The sequence below is a fragment of the Leptospira haakeii genome (genome assembly GCF_002812045.1).
Lineage (GTDB): Bacteria > Spirochaetota > Leptospiria > Leptospirales > Leptospiraceae > Leptospira_B > Leptospira_B haakeii.
Window position 1 is genome coordinate 25,200 of record NZ_NPEG01000012.1, and the last position, 19,425, is coordinate 44,624.

Here is a 19,425-nt window from a genome sequence, read left to right on the forward strand (position 1 = left end):
CGGTCTAAGATTTATTTGAGACCGGATTCGTTCTTAACCTCTCCAATTTTTCTCGAATTCGAACTTTGTCTTCCTTCTTTTGAAAAAGAGTTTCCGATTTTTCCCAGAATCTTCTGGCATCTGCAAATTCTCTTCTTTCATGATGAACATCACCTAAATGTTCACAAATTGTAGGATCGTATTCGTTTCTATCCTGTAAAATTTGGAAGGCAAGATTCAAATGTAATAGGGCCTCATCCACTCTACCCTTTTTATAATAGATCCAACCCAAACTATCTTGGTAAGCCTCATTATCAGGAGCAAGTTCCACCGCCTTTCGGATAAGATCGAGCGCCTCATCCAAACGAATTCCTTTCTCCGAATAATGATAACCTAAATAATTATAAGCAATTGGATTTTCAGGATCTAGCTCCATAGACTTACGAAGATCCTCTTCCATTTCAGGAAGCCTTCCTAATTTTTCTAAAGTAGAAGCCCTGTAAAAATGATACACAGAAGATTTTGGTTCCAATCGAATTGCTTGTTCGAATGCACCTCTACTTTGTTCTAACTTTTCAGATTGGAATAGAACAATTCCCAAAAGATAATAAGCATAATGATTATTCGGATCATTTTTAAGGATATTTTGGATAATCTCTTCTGATTCTTGGACCTTTCCTGGAGGATTTCCTCTAAGCAGGAATGCCAAATGTAATTCATATTTTTTAGAATCTTCTGTAGAAGAAGTATATTGGATTGCTTTACGAACAGAAATGATGGATCTAAATACAGAACCAGATTGTTCATATACTCCAGCTAAAAAGTCATATTGTTCCGCAAGAATTCTTGGATCTAACTTTTCTTGTTCCGTAATCTTAATAGATTCCAGAAGTAATGTTTCTGCGAGTGTAGTCAATTGGGATTGGAGCGCAATTGATGCTACTTCAATTAATTCTCGGATATATTCCTTTTTATCAATATTTGGATCTCTTTTTTGGATCTCTAAAACGCCTAAACGAATAGATAACCTTTTAGGAAATCTTTCTTTTAAAGGAAAAAGTATCCTTCTTGCGTCTGAATATTTGGAATTCAGTACGGAATAAAGTCCAAATAGGACCCCATCCTTATTCAGTTTTCCTTTTTTCTTTAGATCCTCAAAATAACCTGCTGCCATAGATCTACTTTCTATAAAGTACATCTCTCCGAGCATCAATTCCACTGAGGAATTTCCTTGGATCTCTTGTAGTATTCTTTGTAATTGTTTTTTAGCTTGGGAAAACTTTCCTAGCTGGTCTAAAATTTTTGCGAGAAGAAAGCGGATTTCCCAGTTTTCAGGCCTCATCTCCAGATAACCCGAAATATAAAAAAGTGCCTTTGTATTTTGGCCTAAAGCAAAATACGTTTTTCCCAAAGATAAATACACAAATTCAGGATATTTAGGATTGGAATCTTTTTGTTTGATCAGATCTCGAAGAGAACTTAAATATAAAACTGATTTTGCATCATTCTTCAGAGCAAGCTCAGCAGAACTTAATAAATAATAAAAATCAGGATCTTCCGAAAACTTACTCAGATGAGATTCTAAATAAGTCGCCGCCTTTTCATATTCCCCGCTGTTTAAAAGAATGGTTCCTTTTAAAATATAGGATTCTCTAAAATTAGGATCAGACTTTTCGGCCAAATCCAGTTCAGAAACCGCATCCTTCCATTGACCCAAGTAATAATGTGCAAGTGCCTTATTCCAACGGAATACTGCTGAAACAGGAACCCCTACAGATTCAGAACATCGAATATAATCTTGGAAATTTCGGACTGCTTCTATAATTTCTTCTGTTCTTTCTCTTCCTTCAGAGTTTCTAGCCTTATTCAAACTCTCTAACCCGAGAGAATAATAATAGGCCGGCCAAACAGACTTGGCCCTTCCGGAAGAATCAACATCCCTACATACAAAAACGGAGTCAGTATTTTGGGGAGAAGCAAATAAACTGCCTGCATCCAGCATGGATACCAGAAGGATCGGAATAATGCTTGCGTGTTTCATAATCCCCGGACTTGTATAGGGTTTGGAATCGAAAAAAGCGAAATCTTCACTCTCTCTACTCTCAAGCGAGGGACTCTATTCGTCTAACGAATTTTCCGGAACTTAAGGAAAGAAATTGTTCAGCATTCTAAAAGAAAAGAAAAAGTTATTCTTAACACTTTTGTTGATTTGGACCCTGGCAGCGATCTATATCTATCCCAGGAGATTCCAGATTTTAGGTTCTTTCGCACTCTGGTTGGAACCTCCCGTCTTAAATCCTTCCCTTTCCGCAAAATTGCAGTCCAAGGGGGACGATCTATTATCCGAAAAAGTAGAATACAGACAGATTGAACATTATCTTAGAACCGACCAATTATCGAAAGCCTGTGTCCGCGCTTACAGAATAGGAAAAGAAGGTACTGGAGATATTTTCAGGGTACCAAGTTGGATGGAAGCGAAACACCAAGGTTGGACCATAGAAAGGCTTGCAAATCCAAGCGAGACCAAATTTTCCACGGGAGAAAAACCTGTGGATCCTTTCGAATACTGGAAAGAATTCTACCAGGTCCCCCTAGAAGCCCTAGATTATTATAAAAGAGCCTTAAACTATAACCCTTTCGACGGATATAATTCTCCTCCAATTCAAGCAACTCTTGGAAAAGACAAACCTGAGATCGCAGGTAAAAGTCTTTTAGAGAAGATCAGAATTTCTTCCTTCGCTTCTTGCCGCCCGGAAGAGGCAATAATCGCACATTTCCAAGCAATCCAAAGGATAGAAGAACTAGTATTCGAAAAATTGAAAGAGGCAAAACCTCCATCCATTCCTTGGTGGAAGCGTATCTTGAATTTTTTCAGTTTCAGCTGTAATAAGGAAGAGGAAGAGAATATTGCGGAAGATCTTCCAAAAGAGATCCGAATCTGGAAAAAGATCACAGAGTCTCAATCGGATCCGATCGTATTCTCAGAAGACTATCCGGATACTACTACATTAACCGCAAATAAGTACAAAACACTTCTCTTAAAAACATTAGAGTTACTTAGACTTAGAACGGATGAGTCCCATCCTTCCCTTTCTCCTGAGGAATCGGTTTCCTTATTCACGAGAGTTCTGTATTTTTCCTGTTCTAAAAGAGCAATTCCCGCAGAAGCAAAATATTGGGGAGCAAGTGCAATCGCCGCAATCCCTTGCGAAACAACAGACACGGAAGGTGCGAAAGTATTTTATTCTAACTTAAACCGAAATGCTCAACTATTCTATAAATTAGGAGAAAGGGATTCTAATTATAGAAAAAAAGCAAAGGATATGTTCGAAGCGGTTTATCGGTCCTCTGCAACAGATTTAGGAACCAAATTCCAAGCAAAACTAATGAGAGTCAGATGCCTATTGCACGAATCTGATTTTGACCAAGCACTCAAAGAATTGGATGCCTTGGATACCGAAGTCTATACGGTTGATCCAAATTATCGTAATGATAAGTCCGGCTATGAAGATCTGATCGAAGATAAAAAGAAACTATTGCAGTATACACTTCGTCGAAAAGGAAGATACGAAGAAGCAGACGATATTTTCGATGAAAAGAATTAAATACTTCGATTATAATGCCACCCATCCTCCTATTCCAGGTTTATTAACTAAGATCTTAGAAGAATACGAGGAGGATTTTTTTAATCCTTCAGGGCCTACTAGATTTTCTTTAGCAAGGCAAGGCAAGATAGAAGAAGCCAGAAAAGTATTAGCTAAACTCACAGGAAAAGATCCCAAAGGATTCGTATTTACTTCTTCCGGAACGGAAGCAGATTATTCCCTCATATACTTTGCAAAACAATTCGTTAAAACTATAGCCTACTTATCTCCTTTTGAACATGCCGCTATGTATTCTTCCTTTAGAAGTTTAGGAATTCCTTATAAAGTTTTGAGCGCCGATAAATCGGGACTTGTTTCAATTTCAGAATTGGAATCCAATTTGAAGAATGAGCCGGGCCCTGTATTTGTTCTGCACGCAGGCAATGAAACAGGCGTGATCCAACCGATCGAAGAATTAGCAAAAATTTCCGCAAAATATGGAATGCCTTTTTATTCCGACCTTATCCAATCATTCTCCAAAATTCCGGTTCCTTTTTCAGTTCTAAACGGATTCACATTTTCCGGTCATAAAATCGGCGCTGGACTTGGCTCTTCCGTTTTATGGTTCGATCCGAAATATCTACCAGAAGGTGGAGTTTTCCAAGGAGGAAACCAGGAGAATGGGCATAGGGCAGGTACAGAAAATTCTCCTTCTATTTTAGCTTTGGCAGAAGCCGCACAAATCCAATTTGCCGAAATGGAGAACAAAAACAAAAGATTAGAATATTATAGAAATAAGATAGAAACAAAACTCAAAAGTTTAGGTGCAGAGATCGTTGCAGAAAATTCCCCAAGGTTATTTTCTACTACATTTGCACTTCTTCCTTTGGATGATCTGGACTTTTTTATGATGGGAATGGAAGAGAAAGGATTTGCAGTTTCTACCGGATCTTCCTGCAAATCCAGATCAAGAGAAGCAGCGCCTTCCTTATTGGCAATGAGCTATTCTAATGAAGAAGCTTTGAGAGCGATCCGTATCTCTACCGGTCTGTATACAACGGAAGAAGAAGTAGACTCTCTTTTGGTTGCTCTAGAAAAAACAATCCTTTCCATTAAATAGTAGATGCCATTTCTTCCGCGTATCTGTCAGTCATTCCTGCCACGTAATCGCATACACATCTTTCTAAACCTTCTTTTTCTATCCTTCTCTTATAGGTTTCAGGAATAGAATCAGGCTGCTTCCTAAAATGAAAGAATAATCTTTCTATCATGTCCCTTCCTCTATCACTTGTGACTACAACGGAAGGATGTCTATACAGCGTTTTGTAAAGAAAAGATTTTAATTCTCTTACCTTCTCTCCGTAAGAAGGCTCGTAAGTTGCGATCCTTTTTCCTTCTTGATAGGCAAGGTTCAGATCGGAGCGATTCGAAATTTTCCAGTCAGAAATTCTAGATTCGATCGTTCTGATCATACTGGAGACCATACTATTCGTTAGCTCCCGAATGATTGTTCGAACAAAAACTTTTCCATCCAGCTTAGGGAACTTACCTTTTACCATTTCAGAAGTTTCTGCCCAAAGAGAAAGTGAATCCAGATCTTCCGCTTTTAGATAACCCATTTCCAAACCATCATCTATATCATGGCTTGTGTATGCGATCTCATCGGCTACATCTGCACATTGCGCTTCTAAACTTGGGCCTTCGATTTTTCTTTCTTTTCCTAACATAGAGCCGTCATATTCTGCTCCATGTTTCATCATCCCTTTTAAGGTTTCTTTGGAAAGATTGAGTCCAGGGAATTCCGGATAACGTGTCTCTAAAATTGTAACAATTCGAACTGATTGTTTATTATGTTCAAATCCGCCGAATTCTCCCATTAAGTCGGAAAGCATATCCTGGCCGGCGTGTCCGAAAGGTGTATGCCCTAAATCATGAGCAAGCGCGATTGTTTCCGCAAGTAAAGAGTTGAGTCCTAATGCAGAAGCAATCGTTCTAGAAATCCCCGCAACTTCTAGAGTATGGGTGAGTCGATTGCGATAATTCTCCCCAACTGAATAAACGAATACTTGGGTCTTATATTGTAATCTTTTGAATGCGCTTGAATGGACTACCCGATCCCTATCTCTCTGAAAAGGGATACGGTACGGGTGTTCTTCTTCCCTATATTCTCTTCCCCCAGTTTCGTCCTGCAAAACTGAATAACCTGCTAATAGGGAATTTTCGGCCTGGATAATTTGGTTTCTGTCTTTTTGCACCTAATACCAATTTGGAACCTAAAAAGACCAAAAGCAAGTCAAACAAATCTAGTTTTTCGATTCCAATTTGTTCAGGAAAAGTTTCACTGGTGCAATTCTACTCGGTAGATATAAGCATTCATGGATCTAGTTAATATTCCGGATTTAGTCAATTTTTTTTCCCGCTTTGGGAATGAGTTCGCTTACTTAGCAGTTTTCTCTACTCTCATTCTTTGCGGTTTCGGTCTTCCGATTCCGGAAGATATCTCCCTGGTTTCGGGCGGAGTTTTGGCAGGTTTAGGATACGCTAACGAACATGTAATGTTCGGCGTTGGTATGGCAGGAGTTCTTGTAGGAGACGGTTCCGTATTTTTACTCGGAAGAGTTTTCGGCGAGAAGGTACTACAAATTCCTTTTATCGCAAAATTTTTAACCCCGGAAAGGTTTTCCAAAGTACAGGAAAAGTTTTCCCAATACGGAAATTGGGTAGTCTTCATGGCGAGGTTCATGCCTGGACTTAGGATGCCGATCTATCTAACGGCTGGAACCTCGGATCGTATCTCCTTCTTTAGATTTTTATTATTGGATATGTTTGCAGCCGCAATTTCGGTCCCGATCTGGGTTTATCTAGGCCATTATGGAGCAAAAAATTTAGACCAGCTCGGCATCTTGGTGCACCAAGGACAAATTACAGTCTTTGTATTATTAGGAATTCTTGTATCAGGCCTCGTTCTTTATTTTGCGATCAAAAAGAAACGTTCCGGGAAATAATACTTTTACTCGACATAATTTTATGAATCTATACAGTTTGGTTAGATATGGATGTTCTAACCCAACCTGTGTTGGTGCTGAACGCAACCTATGTCCCGGTTGCGATCCGAACGGTCAAAGACGCCGTTGTCCTTCTAATTCTTAGAAAAGCAGAACTCATTAGAGACGAAAAAGGTCTATTTATCAGGTCTGAAAAACTTAAATTCACAACTCCTAGGATCATTCTACTCACGGACTACTACAAGGTCCCTAAACGTAAGCATAAACTCTCTAGAGAAAATATATTCTTGAGAGACGATCACGAATGTGTGTATTGCAAACGTAAACTACCCTCCTCCAAACTTACCTTGGATCATGTGATCCCTAAAAGTCGCTGGGAAGAGATCCCTCGGGAAAAAAAACCAAGGGACTATCATACCTGGGAAAATCTGGTTACTGCCTGCAAGGACTGCAATGGCAAAAAAGGAAACAAACTTCTGCAAGAACTCAAGTGGGAGGTACCTGAAAATCGGTCGACAAACAAGAGACGTTTTCCACAATTTTCAGTATCCACCCAATTGGTCGAAAAATTCGGCTGGGCGGACTATATACGCAGCTAAATGAATCTTTTTTTATCCAGAAGAATGCACACATTCTTCTCTATCTTACTACTCATCTTTTCCTTATTCTCTTGTTATAATTATTCAACAAATAGGATCGTAACCACTCCACCTACCTTGGTAGGGATTACCTTAATCGGAACCGGAGTCTATGAGCTCAGACTAAGAGCTGGTAATCCGGAAGCATTTTTTAGCGGTTATACTTTATATACCGGAAGTACTTCGGATGCATCCAGAAACCCTGCTGATTTTTCTTCCGGAAAAGCATGCGAACTTCCTTTGAATATGCTTCCAAACCAACCAAAAGAATATTCTATAGAAGTAAATCCAACCGCAGGCCCACTTGCAGTTCCAGGCGCGGGAGAAAATACAAATAGAGTATGTAAGATCGTAGCTACTTTAAATTCAGGGGATTATGTAACTCTTAGATCTTCAGTGATCTCTTTGGATTTGAATAGCGGAACAAAAGATATTTATGTATTTTCCATGCCTTCGAATACATTACAAGTTCCTTAATCTTTAAACCAGACGTTTATCTTTTTAAGAGTAGTTTCTGTATCTTCTTTCCAGATACTTTTGGGAAACTTTTCCAAAAACTCTTCCAGCTCATTCTTAGCAGTTTGTAATTCATCTCTTAAACGTAGAAGTGCAGGATTGTCTTCTTTCTTTAAATATACCGGATTTCCGTCGGTGAACTGAAAATATTTTTCGATCGCTTGTGCTGCTTTCTGTTTAGCTAGTTTATAAAACTGAAATCCTTCCGGATCTTCTTTAGAATTTTCTAAAATTACAAACGAGTCATTTTGTAAGGAGGAAAGTAAAACATCCCTCAGTTGGACTAATTCCTTAAATAGAATATCCGTTTCGTATTCTCCGGAATCCGGATGGTATTTACGAGAGAGTTCCCGGAATCTGCTCCGGACTAGATTTGCGTCGAATTTTTTTGGGAGTCCGTAAAAGTCCAGGGCACGGCTTAGCAGGTCCCCGTCTTCCAACCTAATTTCCTATGAGCTAGGAATTTTTTGAGTTGGATCTTGGATTGAACCAAGTTTAACTCTTTGCGATATTCCTGCAAAATGATCTCCATCTTTTCCCCTACTTGGGAATTCAAATCCCTGGACTCCTCCAATTTTTGGAAGATCATATCGGAGAGTCGAATAATTTCTAAGGTTTGAGGAGAAGATTCTTCTAATTGTTCGATTTTGCGATCTAGTCGTTTCATCTTTTCAACTAGGTCCGAATTTTGTATTTCTAGTTTGGAAGCGTTTTCTCCGTCTCCAAAACCAAGAATTTCTAATTGGCGTTTTTGGAGTTCGATCAGTTTATCCAAAAAGGAAATTTTTTCTTCATAATAGGATGAAAGTTTTTCTTCCATAGAATTTAGACTTTTAGAACCCCTTCCCGCCACTGAATTTTAACCTTGGAGGGAAAGCCCAGTTCCTCTAGAACCGGCGGATGGCATAGGGACCACGGAAGAAGTTTTTTCCTTCTTCTCTATTTCTTCCCAAGCAAGTTTTAAGTCTTCCAGATATTTGATGATTTCAGAAAGGATCTCACTGTCCTTCTTCATATTGGCTTCGAGTAAACGCTTTTTAATATAAACGTAAATGCCAAGCAGGTTGTTTGCAACCTCTCCCCCGTTTTCCATATTGAGGGCAAGCATCAGCTCAGTCACTATTTCTTGGGCTTTTAGGATATTATTATTCACCACGTCGTACTTGCGGGGTGTATTATTCTCGATGGCAACGTTCAGGAAGCGAATTGCTCCTTCATATAACATCACGATAAGCCGGCCCTGACTCACAGTAGAAATTTCATTGGATTTATACTGTTCGACGGACGCCGTCGATTTTCTAGCAAGTGACATGTGTCTCTCCTGAAATACTTTTCGACAAAATTCCGGACCGCCTTAACGTGGACTGGTAATTCTTAGCGTATCGGATGCGAAAATTCTTGGCAAGCCTGATTCCCAAACCCAGAAAAAAGCTTGTCTTTTTGGCCTCCGGGCGGGGGAGCAACCTGGAAGCTGTCCTTTCAGGGATCCAAAAGGGCAAAATCCCCGCAAATCCCGCTTTTTTAGTCACTGACAACCCGGAAGCCCCTTCTATCCAGATCGCTGTCGGCCATAATGTCCCGGCAAAGGTTTTAGACTGGAAATCTTATTCCAAAAAAGAAGAATACCATCTGGATCTTCTCCATACCTTGGAAGAGATCTCTCCGGATCTGATCGTGGCTTGCGGTTACATGAGAATTCTAAAACCGGAAATCATCCGAGCCTTTCGGAATAGGATCATCAATATACATCCTTCTCTTCTTCCTTCCTTTACAGGTTTGCATGCTCAAAAACAGGCATTCGATTATGGAGTGAAGTTCGCGGGCTGCACCGCTCATTTTGTGGACGAGGGTGTGGATTCAGGTCCTATCATTTTGCAAGGAGTTGTTAAAATCGAGGAAGGAATGACCGAAAGAGAATTGACTCTTGCCATTCTCAAAGAGGAACATAAAATCCTGCCCCTCGCGGTTAAACATTTCTGCGAAGATCGGCTCTCCATTAAAGACAGGAAGGTCTCAATCCTCTAGCATGATCAAAATCACTCGTGCCCTTATCTCAGTTAGCGACAAAACAGGACTTATCGGATTCGCTAAGTACCTGGAATCTAAAGGAGTGGAAATCATTTCCACCGGCGGAACCCTCAAAACACTCACCGAAAATGGAATCAAAGCGATCGCAATAGACGATTATACAGGGTTTCCAGAAATTTTGGACGGAAGAGTTAAAACTCTTCACCCTAAGGTCCATGGAGGACTCTTGGGTGTGACCTCCAAACCGGAACACAGACAGAAGATGGAAGAATTAAAAATTCCAAAGATCGATCTGGTAGTTGTGAACTTATATCCATTCGTACAGACTGTTTCCAAACCTGGGGTTCATCTAGACGAAGCAATCGAAAATATCGATATTGGCGGACCTTCTATGATCCGTTCCGCTAGTAAGAACTACAGACATACAGTAGTTGTTACAGATCCGAACGATTATAAAACTGTAGAAGAATCTATGAAGGTAAATGATGGTTCCGTAGATGCGGATACTTCTTTCCTTCTAATGAGAAAAGCATTTTCTCATACCGCAATGTATGATACTGCAATTTCTTCTTGGTTCAATAAGCTCGCTGGGGAGAAGTTCCCGGACATCCTAAATCTTTCCTTCACCAAAAAACAAAAGCTTAGATACGGAGAAAACCCACACCAAGGGGCCGCATTCTACGAGCCTTTGTTTACAAAGAGCGAATTTTCTCCACTCCAAGGAAAAGAATTATCTTTTAATAATATGTTGGATTTTGATGCGGCATTCCATATCTCCGCTCTTCTTCCTGACAATACCGTTTGTATCATCAAACATTTGAATCCATGCGGGATCGCTTACGCAGATGATACATTAGAAGCTTTCCGTCTGGCAAAAAGAACGGATCCTATTTCTGCATTCGGCGGGATCATCGGGATCAAGGGAACAGTCACCGGAGAATTGGCAGTTCTAATCGGTGAAACATTTGTAGAAGGTGTGATCGCTCAGAAATTCGAACCTGCCGCTTTGGAATATTTTTCTAAAAAGCCGAATGTTCGTTTGATCGAGATCGCAAATTTCCAAGAAGCATTAGATGAAATGGATCTCCGACCTATTCATCATGGAATTCTTCTGCAAGATAGAGACTATGCAACTATCACAGAAAAAGATCTGAAGATCGTTTCTAAAAAACAACCTACTGAAGAAGATATCAGAGGTTTGATGTTTGCTTGGTCTACGGTAAAATTTATCAAGTCAAACGCGATCGTTTATACGGAAGAGAACGCAACCCTTGGGATAGGTGCCGGACAAATGTCCAGAGTGGATTCAGTCCAATTAGGAGCGACTAAGGCTCTAAACGTAGGACTTTCTGTTGTAGGTTCTTATGTAGCGAGTGATGCATTTTTCCCATTCAGAGATGGAATAGACGCCATCGCAAAAGTAGGAGCAAAAGCGATCATCCAACCCGGAGGATCTATCCGAGACGAGGAAGTGATCAAGGCCGCAGATGAGCATGGACTGATCATGGTGTTCACCGGCATGAGGCATTTTAGGCATTAACATGGAATTCTTTCTCTACCTGATCTATTTAGTTATCACGTTAGTGGTTGTTTCCTTAGGAGACTATTATTTCGGACTTATCTACCTGAGCGGGAAAGATACTTTCGAAAAACAGGAACTTACTGATTGGGCGAGAATTATTCCTTCTAAGATTGTTTCTATCTTTGAATCTGCGGGAAGTCTTCAATATGGACTTCTCGCATTCGGACTTTCCGCATTCTTCGCATATGTCTGGACTCTTACCGGAGGACTTATCGGTTCTCCTCATTATACGGATTCTTTTGGAAATTATTTCTTCCTATCCTTTTTAATGCCGGTGTTAGTCCTCGCATTCTACTCTTTTATCTCTTCTGAAGTTTTAAGAGCTGCCAGGATCTCTAGAAATAGCGGGTCCTTTCTGGCAAGACTTCTGAACCAGGAGATTCCACTACTTTCCGGAATATTTATCTCAGTGATCGCCTCGAATCTGGCGGTTTACGGTCTCTACCATGAGGTTTCCTTTTTATTCGTTCTTCCGAATGTACTGATCTTATTGGTCCTTCTTATCTTAAGATGGAACGGAAAGGTAAAATTCGGGGGAATTCGTGTAGATAGAGAGGAAGAAGATGTAGAGGATTTGGGGGAAGATTCCTAATTCTTGTTCAGTTTTCTGCCGATAGTTAAAGAATGAAAGGGCAATCCATCTACCTGTTCTTATTCTCCTTACTCCTTCCTTGGAGTTCCGTATTTTCTCAATTTCCGGGAGATAATTCCAGAAATAACGGCTCCAAGCCAACTTTAGACGGATTTGCAGAAGTCTCCTGGGAAGCATCTTATGCCCAAGTTAGAGACAAGTTTTTATCCTTAGCAGCCAATCCTCAAAGTGACGAAAAAATAGAAGTAGTTCATGAAGATAAGGAGAAGTCCCTGCTTGTAAGAAGAAACGGGATCTTCTACCTTTACCGTTTTTATTCCACTCCTAAATTGGTGCTCGATTCACGTCCTAAAGACAAGAACCAACCTCGCCCGGAAAAAGAAACTTCTCCTGACGAAGACGAACATTTGGAACCTGGTAAATTATTCTCAGTTGGAGTTTCTTTCCGGTATCTTCCGGGCAAAGAGGTTCAGTCCAAGCTGGAAAATAAATACGGAAAGCCCAAAAAAGAGACCTTGGATGATAAAAAAATCGGGGGGGCTGTTATCTGGGAATTGACCGACGAAAGACAGGCACCTCCCGCAGGCGGCTTCATTGTTCAATGGAAGGAAGCTTATAAAAAGCAACCTTTTACCAGAAGAGTGGATTATTTCAGCTCCAAGGTAAAGGCCCAGATCGAAAAAGAATACAAAGAATTCTTCTCTGCGGAAGAAATCAAAACTTTAAGAGATCTGATCCCGTAAGAAATCCTTGACCGAAGGCCCCTAAGGCCGCCACTATCCAGAGAGATTCAAAATCTTTCGGAGCAAACCGTGGAATTATATTTAGATACAGCCAATGTGGACGAGATCAAAGAGATCGCGTCCTACGGTCTTTTGGACGGAGTTACTACAAACCCATCTTTGATCGCTAAGTCTGGTCGTAACTTTAAAGAAGTTATCAAAGAGATCTGTGCAATCGTGCCTGGTCCAGTGAGCGCAGAAGTAATTGCGACCAAACATGAGGACATGTTGAAGGAAGCGGACGAACTAGTAAAGATCGCTCCGAATGTGGTCATCAAGGTTCCTTTAATCCCGGAAGGATTAAAAACTGTAGTGAAACTGACAGAGAAAGGAATTCCTACAAACGTAACTCTTTGTTTTTCCGCTCCTCAAGCACTTCTGGCAGCAAAAGCGGGAGCTACTTATATTTCTCCATTTATCGGACGTGTAGATGATACTTCTTGGGATGGAATGGAACTTATCTCTGAGATCAGAGAGATCTATGATAATTACGGTTACGAAACTAAAATTTTAGCTGCTTCCATCAGAGGACCAATCCACTTGAAAGAGTCCGCTCTTCGTGGAGCTGATTGCGCTACTATGCCGCTCTCTGCTTATCTGCAGTTATTCAAACATCCATTAACTGATATCGGATTGGAAAAATTCTTAGAAGACGCTAAGAAACTAAAGTGGTGATCCACCATTAATATTTTTTTTACGCATAGACGCTAAGGCGCAGAGAGTGTTAAGGAATTTAAAGGATACCTTTCATTTAGGTATCCTTTTCTATTTCAAACTTATCCATTCACAAGCAGAGATCAAAATCTGCTTTTCTTAGCTACTCTGCGCGGAAATTGTTCTAAGGAAGTTTCTTCTTCCCTGTAAAATCATTCATTAAAATTTCAGACTGTTCTAAGATACAAAGTACACTTTGGTGAGAGCCGTCGTAATATAGATCACAAGAACTTAAAGTATTCATATCCGCTGCGGAAGCTCCGTATGTTTCGGCAAGTTTTTGTATTCTTGGCCACCAGGATTTTTCTAATCCTAGTTCGTAATACCCTGCCCTATATCCCGGATATACCTTAGGCCAGATTAGGTAGGTTTTAACCCCTTCTTCTTTCGCCAATTTCAAGAATTCTTCTACGAAATAAAATTCGTTTTCCCCCAAGGTAAATCCGGAAAGATAAATACTCTTTAATCTAAGTGCGTCCTTTGCCAATTTTTTAGGATTATTACTGACGCTCGCATACCCAAGTTGTTCCCCGTTTCCTAATTCCAAAATTAAATTTTCATGATTTTGGTCAGCTCTATACTGCTTTAATTTTCCGCCGGTCAGTCTGGACCAAAAAAGTTTGAACCCAGGTCGGATCTTTCTGATAGAAAAAAACTTTTCTTTAAGGATCTCTAATTTATCAGAATCGGAAAAGTGATCCCAATACGTTTGTCTGAATTCCTCGTCCGCTCCTATTCTCAAGAACGGTTCGTATAGAAGTCCTCTCGAATCATCTACGAAACCTTCAGGACTAACAACATAAAAGACAACCTTGGGTTTAATCCCGGATTGGATAATCTTACGGAACCAATAGAAACCGTAAGCAGGTACCGCTTGCGGGCCGGAAAAATTATAAACGGTCCAATCTTTTTGTATATTCTCAGGAAGCGTTTTTATACTATAAGGATAAGCTCTAGAATCTCCGAATGCCAACGCGAGATTTTTCTCTTTTAATGAAGGATCACCCTTTAACTTTTCGAAAAGATGATTTCGATGAGTATAATAGACCGGATTTCCCTCTTGGTAAAAGGATGTTTTGAAAAAATCCAAAAGAAAAATTTTATCCGCAAGAAACAGGAAAACGATAAAAATTAATGGGATATAGATAAATTTCTTTTTCATGATCTTATTAAAACTGCCCATAAAAGAAATCCGCATTACCAGTGGGTAAAGCGAGTAGAACTAGGATCCAAACGATTGGAAGAAGTATCGTTTTCCATCGTAAATCCACTTTGAACCTTTCAGGCCATTCCTCCACACAATGGAAAAATAAAGCCACAAAGAGTGCAAAGATACAAGGTTCCATATTCGGGAAATTTACTCCAGGGGCCCAAACGATAATTCTTTGCACAGCAGCGACTGCGGAGCTGAAATCCGGAGTGAAAAATAGGATCCAAGATACTATATATATATGCAGAACGAAAAGATAAGTAATCGTTCTTTTTACATACGGTATTTCAGGTATCAATTTTATATTCCAATCCTTAAAGGCTCTTTCGGCTGAAAGATAAAGTCCTGTCAAAGCTCCCCAAGTTAGATAATTCAAATTAGCCCCGTGCCAAAGGCCTCCTAATCCGAACGCAACCAGATAATTGAAACAGGTACGCAATGTCCCGCTTCTGGAACCGCCAAGTGGGATGTACAAATAATCTCGAATCCAAAAGGAGAAGGTCAAATGCCATCTTCTCCAAAAGTCCCCAAAACCGTTAAAGAAAAACGGAGCCTTGAAGTTTTGAGGCAAAGTAAAACCTAAAAGTTTCCCCATACCTCTTGCTAGATCAGTAAGTCCGGAAAAATCCAAATAAAGATAGATCGCGAAAAAATAGATCGTACTTAGTAGTGCTTGCCCGGAAAAAGAAGATGTTTCTGCAAAAACCTGAAAAATGGATCCGGACATTAAAGCGGTAACCACAGATTTTTTAAAAAGACCGACTACTACCAACCATAACCCATCTACCATATCCTCTTTTTCCATTTTAGGAGAATCGAATTGAGTAGAAACGTCTGAATATCTTAGGATAGGTCCCGCAATCATTACCGGAAAAAGAAAAATATAAGAAGCGATCTTTAAAAAACCCAGATCCTCTTGTATCAATCCCTTCTTCTTATCCACAAGTAGAGAAATTAACTGGAAAGTATAATAGCTGATAGTAAGCGGAAGTACTACTTCAAAGCCGGCCCATTCCAGTGATTTGGATAAAATACCATCAAGGCTGATCTTATTTTGGAATTCAGGAATTCCTAAAAATATTCCCAGAAGATCCGCGAAAAAATAGAAATATTTAAAAAAAGCTAAATTAAGAACATTGAATCCGATAGAAACCGGTAAGAACCATTTTTTATTCAGAAAAAACCGGATAAAAAACCAATTGATCGAAACTACCGCGATCAAATGAAACAGGAATTTCCAGGAAGCGAATGCGTAGAAAAATCCTGAACTTAGGATTAGAAAAAATTTCTTCCAATGATCAGGAAGATTCCAATACACCAGAAATACTAGGCAGAAAAAAAATAAAAATTCTAAACTGGTAAAATTCATGGTCTCCAAACTTTAGGATCTAGTAAGACAAACTTACCTTCCCCGATTTTCAATTTTTCCAAAGAAAGTTTTCCGATACGGATCCTTTGTAGATCGATCACTCTTCCACCAAGGATTGAGAACATCCTACGGATCTGACGTTTTCTTCCTTGTTTTAAGATCACTCTAAACTTAGAAGATCCTTCTCCTTTTACTAAGGATGTAACCTTCTCCGCTTTTAAAAATTCTCCCTCGTCCACAAATCCCTTAGTAAATCTATCCTTTACCTCTTTAGAATCCAATTCTTCTTCTAAGAGTACTTCGTATTCTTTTTCGGAACCTTCGGATGGATGAGTGATCTGTTGGACTAAATTCCCTTGGTCGGATAAAAGAAGAAGTCCCCTGGAATCCAGGTCTAATCTTCCTGCTATAAAAAGTTTTCCATACTTTTTAGGGAGTAATTCAAAAACCGTATTAGAATGAAAACGATCGCTATGGGAGCAAAGAAAACCTTTAGGTTTGTTTAATGCCAGAAACACAGATTCTGTAGGAGGATCTAATTTTTTATTTCCAACTTGAACAATGTCGGAACCCACACGGATCTTTGTGCTTAGATTCTTTTCTACGGCACCGTTAACTTTCACTTTGCCGGAAAGGATCAATTCTTCTACCTTTCTGCGCGAACCTAGCCCGCAGTCTGCCAGGAATCTGTTGATCCGGATCTCTTTGGAGGAATTTTCCCCCGATTTTTCTTTTGCGATTTTTTCGCCCAAACTTGCCCCCGGCCTTGGCCGATCCCTCCAGATTCGGACACCCACCTATTTCCGGCTACCCAAAACACTTGACTCTTTGGAGACTCGGACAGAGGCTTTAAGGGTGAATCCTCTTAAAAAGAAGCCCAGATCCAATGCTTACCAACCCGCTCCCGAAAAACCGGATTGGTTAAAGGTAAGGCTTCCTTTTCGTGAAAAAGAAAACCCGGTAGATTTCGTTCGTAGTTCTGTCGAGGGCGGAAAACTAAATACAGTTTGCGAAAGTGCTTCTTGTCCCAACCTGAATCATTGTTGGTCCAGAAAGACCGCCACTTATATGCTTGCGGGAGATATTTGCACTAGACGTTGTTCTTATTGTGATGTCGCCTTCGGAAAACCTCTCGCATTAGATCCGGAAGAACCTTTAAGAGTAGCAGAATCCGCAAAAGTTTTAGGCCTAAGCCATGTGGTAATCACGTCCGTAAACAGAGATGATCTATCGGATGGAGGAGCGGCTCATTATAAAAAAACGGTAGAGTTGATCCGAGAAAGATTACCTGAATGCAAAATTGAAATTTTAGTTCCGGATTTCAAAATGAGAGAAGAAAACTTAGAGATTGTTTATTCTTCCAAACCGGATATATTCAACCATAACCTAGAAACTGTGGAGAGATTATTTCCGACAGTGGCTCCCGCCAAAAAATACGAAAGATCTTTGGATGTTCTCGAACATGCATCAAAGAGAGGGCTTTTAACTAAAAGTGGACTCATACTAGGACTTGGCGAAACATTAGAAGAAGTCCACCAAACTCTCAAAGATCTAAGATCTGTTGGAGTTCAAATGATTACTTTAGGACAGTATTTGCAGCCGACTCCAACACACCTCCCTGTGAGTGAGTATATTCGCCCTGAAGTATTTAAAGATCTGAAAGAATTCGGAAAAGCCTTAGGGTTCAGGACAGTATTCTCAGGGCCTTTGGTCAGAAGTTCTTATCACGCGGACGAGCAAGTGCCGTGGTTCGAAAATTAAAAAGGGCAAAAGATAAATTTCCGGAGATTCCGGATGCTGGAGAGATGAAAAAGATCATCTTCCATTCTATTCTATCTTATCTTTCCAAACAAGAGGGTCATGTTTCTAAAATGGAGATCAAAGATCTTCTATTCGATGCGATTAGTTTGATCCCAGGTTTCAGAGTAGAATGGGGAGAGATCCAAAAATTCGGCAAAAGTAAATTATTAGTAAATTATAAAGATAAGGTTTTAATTTTGGATCTAGAAGAAATTTCGAATGCGATCCTAAAACTATGGGCCTACTACTTAGATACCCATCCACATCATAAACCCCATAAATAGAAAAACCCGAGCCACCTTTCGGTAACCCGGGATTTTTCCACCTTTAAGCTTGTGCCTGTGGATTAGTTTTCGGATTTAGTTTGGAAGTCGTAGATAACTTCTTTTACATCATCCTGATTGATCTTCTTAATACCGTCTTCGGTATGGACGATCATTGTGCTACCTTGCTGGTCTACGATCGCTCCGATGATGGTAGTTTTGCCATCAGCCAATACGATTTTTTCCAGTTTTTCGTAGTAGTTTACAAGATCCTTATTGGTTTTCAGGTTTTTAGGAGCGGAAACAAGAACGTTCTTGAATCTTTTCAGCTCATCAGCTTGACGCTTAGCTAATTCTTCTTCGATTTTCTTTCTCTCAGCTTCGTTAGCAGCGTTTGTAGCTTCGTCTACTTTGCCGGACTTAGGATCGACATTCAGTTTTACTAATTTATCGGTAGTGTCTTTGTCCAGAGTAACGATAGTTCTGATCTCTTCTTCTTCGGTTTTGGATACTCCAGCGCCACTTAATTTAGTAACTGCTTTAGGAATATCTTTCTCCAAAGTAGCGTCTAGTTTAGTAAGTTCTTTCTCACCGAATTTTTTATCAGGAGCTTTTACTATAGAAGACTCATCCTTTTCTAAGATAACTTCAGCTTTGTCTAAAGAAGCTTTGATCTTTTGTAATTCTGCATTCGCAGAAATTTCTTCAGCAGTTGCACCTTCCAGAGCGCGAACTCTTGGAGATACTGCAACAGATCCTTCTAAGACTTTAACGACAGATCTGTCGTTTTTAGTACGATCTACAACGAAAGAAGTTCCTCTAACTCCCGCGATTGCGGTCGGAGTTACTACAGAGAACTGATCGTCTTTGCTTGCTTTATTTACTTTAGCGAAAACTTTTCCAGAAACTAAGGACAATCTAGTGTCAGTGTTTCCTTGGGTATTCAAAGCTAGAGCGGAGAATTCCAAGCTTGATTTTTCAGCTAAACGAACGGCTGATCCATCGGAGAATTGGATATCGACTTTCGCTTTTGCCTTGGTTTCAACCTTGTCCCCTTCTTTCAGGACAGTTCCAAGACTAGCTTTGTCTTCAGTTAAGTCAGCGTGTTGGATTTTTGCTTCTCCAACGCTAAATACTACGATTGCCGATGGTTGGCTCTGTTTTGCGTTCGCGGAATCCGCGTTCTCCGCAGGCTTTTTACAAGCTCCGGATGTCAACAGACCGACCATTAGGACGGCTGATGCAACGGAAATGATCTTATTCATACCCCTATCCTTCTTTGATCGAGATTAATCAGAAACCGCGGTGGAGGCAGTCCGATCTATATTGGGTTAACATCTATGGATTTGGGATTTTCAATTTA

The 19,425-nt window shown here is 40.0% G+C and carries 21 protein-coding genes; 12 read left to right on the forward strand and 9 right to left on the reverse strand.

All coding sequences use genetic code 11. The features are described 5' to 3' along the window. Positions 1-4 precede the first annotated feature (4 nt). Positions 5-2,020: a tetratricopeptide repeat protein gene (locus CH377_RS15500; RefSeq protein ID WP_100724669.1), complete on the reverse strand. Its 2,016-nt coding sequence runs from the start codon at positions 2,018-2,020 to the stop codon at positions 5-7. Positions 2,021-2,135: 115 nt separating this feature from the next. Between CH377_RS15500 and CH377_RS15505 the strand changes: the two genes are divergently transcribed. Beyond that, positions 2,136-3,584, forward strand: a complete 1,449-nt coding sequence (locus CH377_RS15505; protein WP_100724670.1) for a hypothetical protein — start codon at positions 2,136-2,138, stop codon at positions 3,582-3,584. Then, on the forward strand, positions 3,571-4,683 hold the full coding sequence (locus tag CH377_RS15510) for a cysteine desulfurase family protein (RefSeq protein ID WP_100724671.1): 1,113 nt from the start codon (positions 3,571-3,573) through the stop codon (positions 4,681-4,683). The genes CH377_RS15505 and CH377_RS15510 overlap by 14 nt, the downstream gene beginning before the upstream one ends. Here CH377_RS15510 and CH377_RS15515 read toward each other — a convergent pair. Beyond that, positions 4,676-5,818 (reverse strand): deoxyguanosinetriphosphate triphosphohydrolase, encoded by a 1,143-nt coding sequence (locus CH377_RS15515; protein WP_100724672.1) that lies wholly within the window; start codon positions 5,816-5,818, stop codon positions 4,676-4,678. The two genes, CH377_RS15510 and CH377_RS15515, sit on opposite strands and share 8 nt — an antisense overlap. A gap of 120 nt (positions 5,819-5,938) precedes the next feature. On the opposite strand from CH377_RS15515, the gene CH377_RS15520 reads away from it, so the two are divergent. The 3 genes from CH377_RS15520 to CH377_RS15530 are packed head-to-tail and all read left to right on the forward strand — an operon-like array spanning position 5,939 to position 7,683. After that, complete coding sequence (locus CH377_RS15520) at positions 5,939-6,568, forward strand: DedA family protein (RefSeq protein ID WP_100724673.1); 630 nt, start codon at positions 5,939-5,941, stop codon at positions 6,566-6,568. Between the two features lie 47 nt (positions 6,569-6,615). After that, a complete protein-coding gene (locus tag CH377_RS15525) occupies positions 6,616-7,167 on the forward strand; it encodes an HNH endonuclease (protein WP_100724674.1) in 552 nt (183 codons plus the stop codon). Next, on the forward strand, positions 7,168-7,683 hold the full coding sequence (locus CH377_RS15530) for an LIC11661 family lipoprotein (protein ID WP_100724675.1): 516 nt from the start codon (positions 7,168-7,170) through the stop codon (positions 7,681-7,683). Here CH377_RS15530 and CH377_RS15535 read toward each other — a convergent pair. The 3 genes from CH377_RS15535 to fliS are packed head-to-tail and all read right to left on the reverse strand — an operon-like array spanning position 7,680 to position 9,034. Beyond that, positions 7,680-8,162 carry a molecular chaperone DnaJ gene (locus CH377_RS15535; RefSeq protein WP_100724676.1) on the reverse strand — a complete coding sequence of 161 codons (483 nt, stop codon included), beginning with the start codon at positions 8,160-8,162 and terminating at the stop codon, positions 7,680-7,682. The two genes, CH377_RS15530 and CH377_RS15535, sit on opposite strands and share 4 nt — an antisense overlap. After that, complete coding sequence (locus tag CH377_RS15540) at positions 8,141-8,542, reverse strand: hypothetical protein (RefSeq protein ID WP_207797645.1); 402 nt, start codon at positions 8,540-8,542, stop codon at positions 8,141-8,143. Before CH377_RS15540 ends, CH377_RS15535 begins: the two co-directional genes overlap by 22 nt. 39 nt (positions 8,543-8,581) lie before the next feature. After that, positions 8,582-9,034, reverse strand: a complete 453-nt coding sequence (fliS, locus tag CH377_RS15545) for a flagellar export chaperone FliS (protein ID WP_100724678.1) — start codon at positions 9,032-9,034, stop codon at positions 8,582-8,584. Positions 9,035-9,120: 86 nt separating this feature from the next. Here fliS and purN point away from each other — a divergent pair, with 86 nt between their 5' ends. The 5 genes from purN to fsa all read left to right on the forward strand — a co-directional run bounded on the left by purN (position 9,121) and on the right by fsa (position 13,381). Then, positions 9,121-9,747 carry a phosphoribosylglycinamide formyltransferase gene (purN, locus tag CH377_RS15550; RefSeq protein WP_100724679.1) on the forward strand — a complete coding sequence of 209 codons (627 nt, stop codon included), beginning with the start codon at positions 9,121-9,123 and terminating at the stop codon, positions 9,745-9,747. A gap of 1 nt (position 9,748) precedes the next feature. Beyond that, complete coding sequence (gene purH, locus CH377_RS15555; protein WP_100724680.1) at positions 9,749-11,290, forward strand: bifunctional phosphoribosylaminoimidazolecarboxamide formyltransferase/IMP cyclohydrolase; 1,542 nt, start codon at positions 9,749-9,751, stop codon at positions 11,288-11,290. 1 nt (position 11,291) lies between these two features. Next, complete coding sequence (locus CH377_RS15560; RefSeq protein WP_100724681.1) at positions 11,292-11,924, forward strand: hypothetical protein; 633 nt, start codon at positions 11,292-11,294, stop codon at positions 11,922-11,924. Positions 11,925-11,956: 32 nt separating this feature from the next. Then, complete coding sequence (locus tag CH377_RS15565; protein WP_100724682.1) at positions 11,957-12,667, forward strand: hypothetical protein; 711 nt, start codon at positions 11,957-11,959, stop codon at positions 12,665-12,667. Between the two features lie 69 nt (positions 12,668-12,736). Beyond that, positions 12,737-13,381, forward strand: coding sequence for a fructose-6-phosphate aldolase (fsa, locus tag CH377_RS15570; protein ID WP_100724683.1), 645 nt, complete (start codon positions 12,737-12,739; stop codon positions 13,379-13,381). A gap of 163 nt (positions 13,382-13,544) precedes the next feature. Here fsa and CH377_RS15575 read toward each other — a convergent pair whose 3' ends face one another. The 3 genes from CH377_RS15575 to CH377_RS15585 are packed head-to-tail and all read right to left on the reverse strand — an operon-like array spanning position 13,545 to position 16,751. After that, complete coding sequence (locus tag CH377_RS15575) at positions 13,545-14,582, reverse strand: DUF1574 domain-containing protein (RefSeq protein WP_100724751.1); 1,038 nt, start codon at positions 14,580-14,582, stop codon at positions 13,545-13,547. Between the two features lie 7 nt (positions 14,583-14,589). Continuing rightward, positions 14,590-15,999 (reverse strand): MBOAT family O-acyltransferase, encoded by a 1,410-nt coding sequence (locus CH377_RS15580; protein WP_100724684.1) that lies wholly within the window; start codon positions 15,997-15,999, stop codon positions 14,590-14,592. Continuing rightward, positions 15,996-16,751, reverse strand: a complete 756-nt coding sequence (locus tag CH377_RS15585; protein WP_100724685.1) for a pseudouridine synthase — start codon at positions 16,749-16,751, stop codon at positions 15,996-15,998. Before CH377_RS15585 ends, CH377_RS15580 begins: the two co-directional genes overlap by 4 nt. 103 nt (positions 16,752-16,854) lie before the next feature. On the opposite strand from CH377_RS15585, the gene lipA reads away from it, so the two are divergent. Then, complete coding sequence (lipA, locus tag CH377_RS15590) at positions 16,855-17,760, forward strand: lipoyl synthase (protein ID WP_100724686.1); 906 nt, start codon at positions 16,855-16,857, stop codon at positions 17,758-17,760. Positions 17,761-17,804: 44 nt separating this feature from the next. After that, positions 17,805-18,083: a hypothetical protein gene (locus tag CH377_RS15595; protein WP_425268730.1), complete on the forward strand. Its 279-nt coding sequence runs from the start codon at positions 17,805-17,807 to the stop codon at positions 18,081-18,083. 62 nt (positions 18,084-18,145) lie between these two features. On the opposite strand, the gene CH377_RS15600 is transcribed toward CH377_RS15595, so the two are convergent. Next, a complete protein-coding gene (locus CH377_RS15600) occupies positions 18,146-19,327 on the reverse strand; it encodes a lipoprotein LipL45 (RefSeq protein ID WP_100724688.1) in 1,182 nt (393 codons plus the stop codon). Positions 19,328-19,425: the final 98 nt, after the last annotated feature.

Bases quoted from the DNA above. Each gene is read 5' to 3' on its own strand.
- CH377_RS15500 (WP_100724669.1), bottom strand. From the start codon at position 2,020: ATGAAACACGCAAGCATTATTCCGATCCTTCTGGTATCCATGCTGGAT.
- CH377_RS15510 (WP_100724671.1), top strand. From the start codon at position 3,571: ATGAAAAGAATTAAATACTTCGATTATAATGCCACCCATCCTCCTATT.
- CH377_RS15520 (WP_100724673.1), top strand. From the start codon at position 5,939: ATGGATCTAGTTAATATTCCGGATTTAGTCAATTTTTTTTCCCGCTTT.
- CH377_RS15525 (WP_100724674.1), top strand. From the start codon at position 6,616: ATGGATGTTCTAACCCAACCTGTGTTGGTGCTGAACGCAACCTATGTC.
- CH377_RS15530 (WP_100724675.1), top strand. From the start codon at position 7,168: ATGAATCTTTTTTTATCCAGAAGAATGCACACATTCTTCTCTATCTTA.
- CH377_RS15540 (WP_207797645.1), bottom strand. From the start codon at position 8,542: ATGGAAGAAAAACTTTCATCCTATTATGAAGAAAAAATTTCCTTTTTG.
- fliS (WP_100724678.1), bottom strand. From the start codon at position 9,034: ATGTCACTTGCTAGAAAATCGACGGCGTCCGTCGAACAGTATAAATCC.
- purH (WP_100724680.1), top strand. From the start codon at position 9,749: ATGATCAAAATCACTCGTGCCCTTATCTCAGTTAGCGACAAAACAGGA.
- CH377_RS15560 (WP_100724681.1), top strand. From the start codon at position 11,292: ATGGAATTCTTTCTCTACCTGATCTATTTAGTTATCACGTTAGTGGTT.
- CH377_RS15565 (WP_100724682.1), top strand. From the start codon at position 11,957: ATGAAAGGGCAATCCATCTACCTGTTCTTATTCTCCTTACTCCTTCCT.
- CH377_RS15575 (WP_100724751.1), bottom strand. From the start codon at position 14,582: ATGAAAAAGAAATTTATCTATATCCCATTAATTTTTATCGTTTTCCTG.
- CH377_RS15580 (WP_100724684.1), bottom strand. From the start codon at position 15,999: ATGAATTTTACCAGTTTAGAATTTTTATTTTTTTTCTGCCTAGTATTT.
- CH377_RS15595 (WP_425268730.1), top strand. From the start codon at position 17,805: ATGAAAAAGATCATCTTCCATTCTATTCTATCTTATCTTTCCAAACAA.
- CH377_RS15600 (WP_100724688.1), bottom strand. From the start codon at position 19,327: ATGAATAAGATCATTTCCGTTGCATCAGCCGTCCTAATGGTCGGTCTG.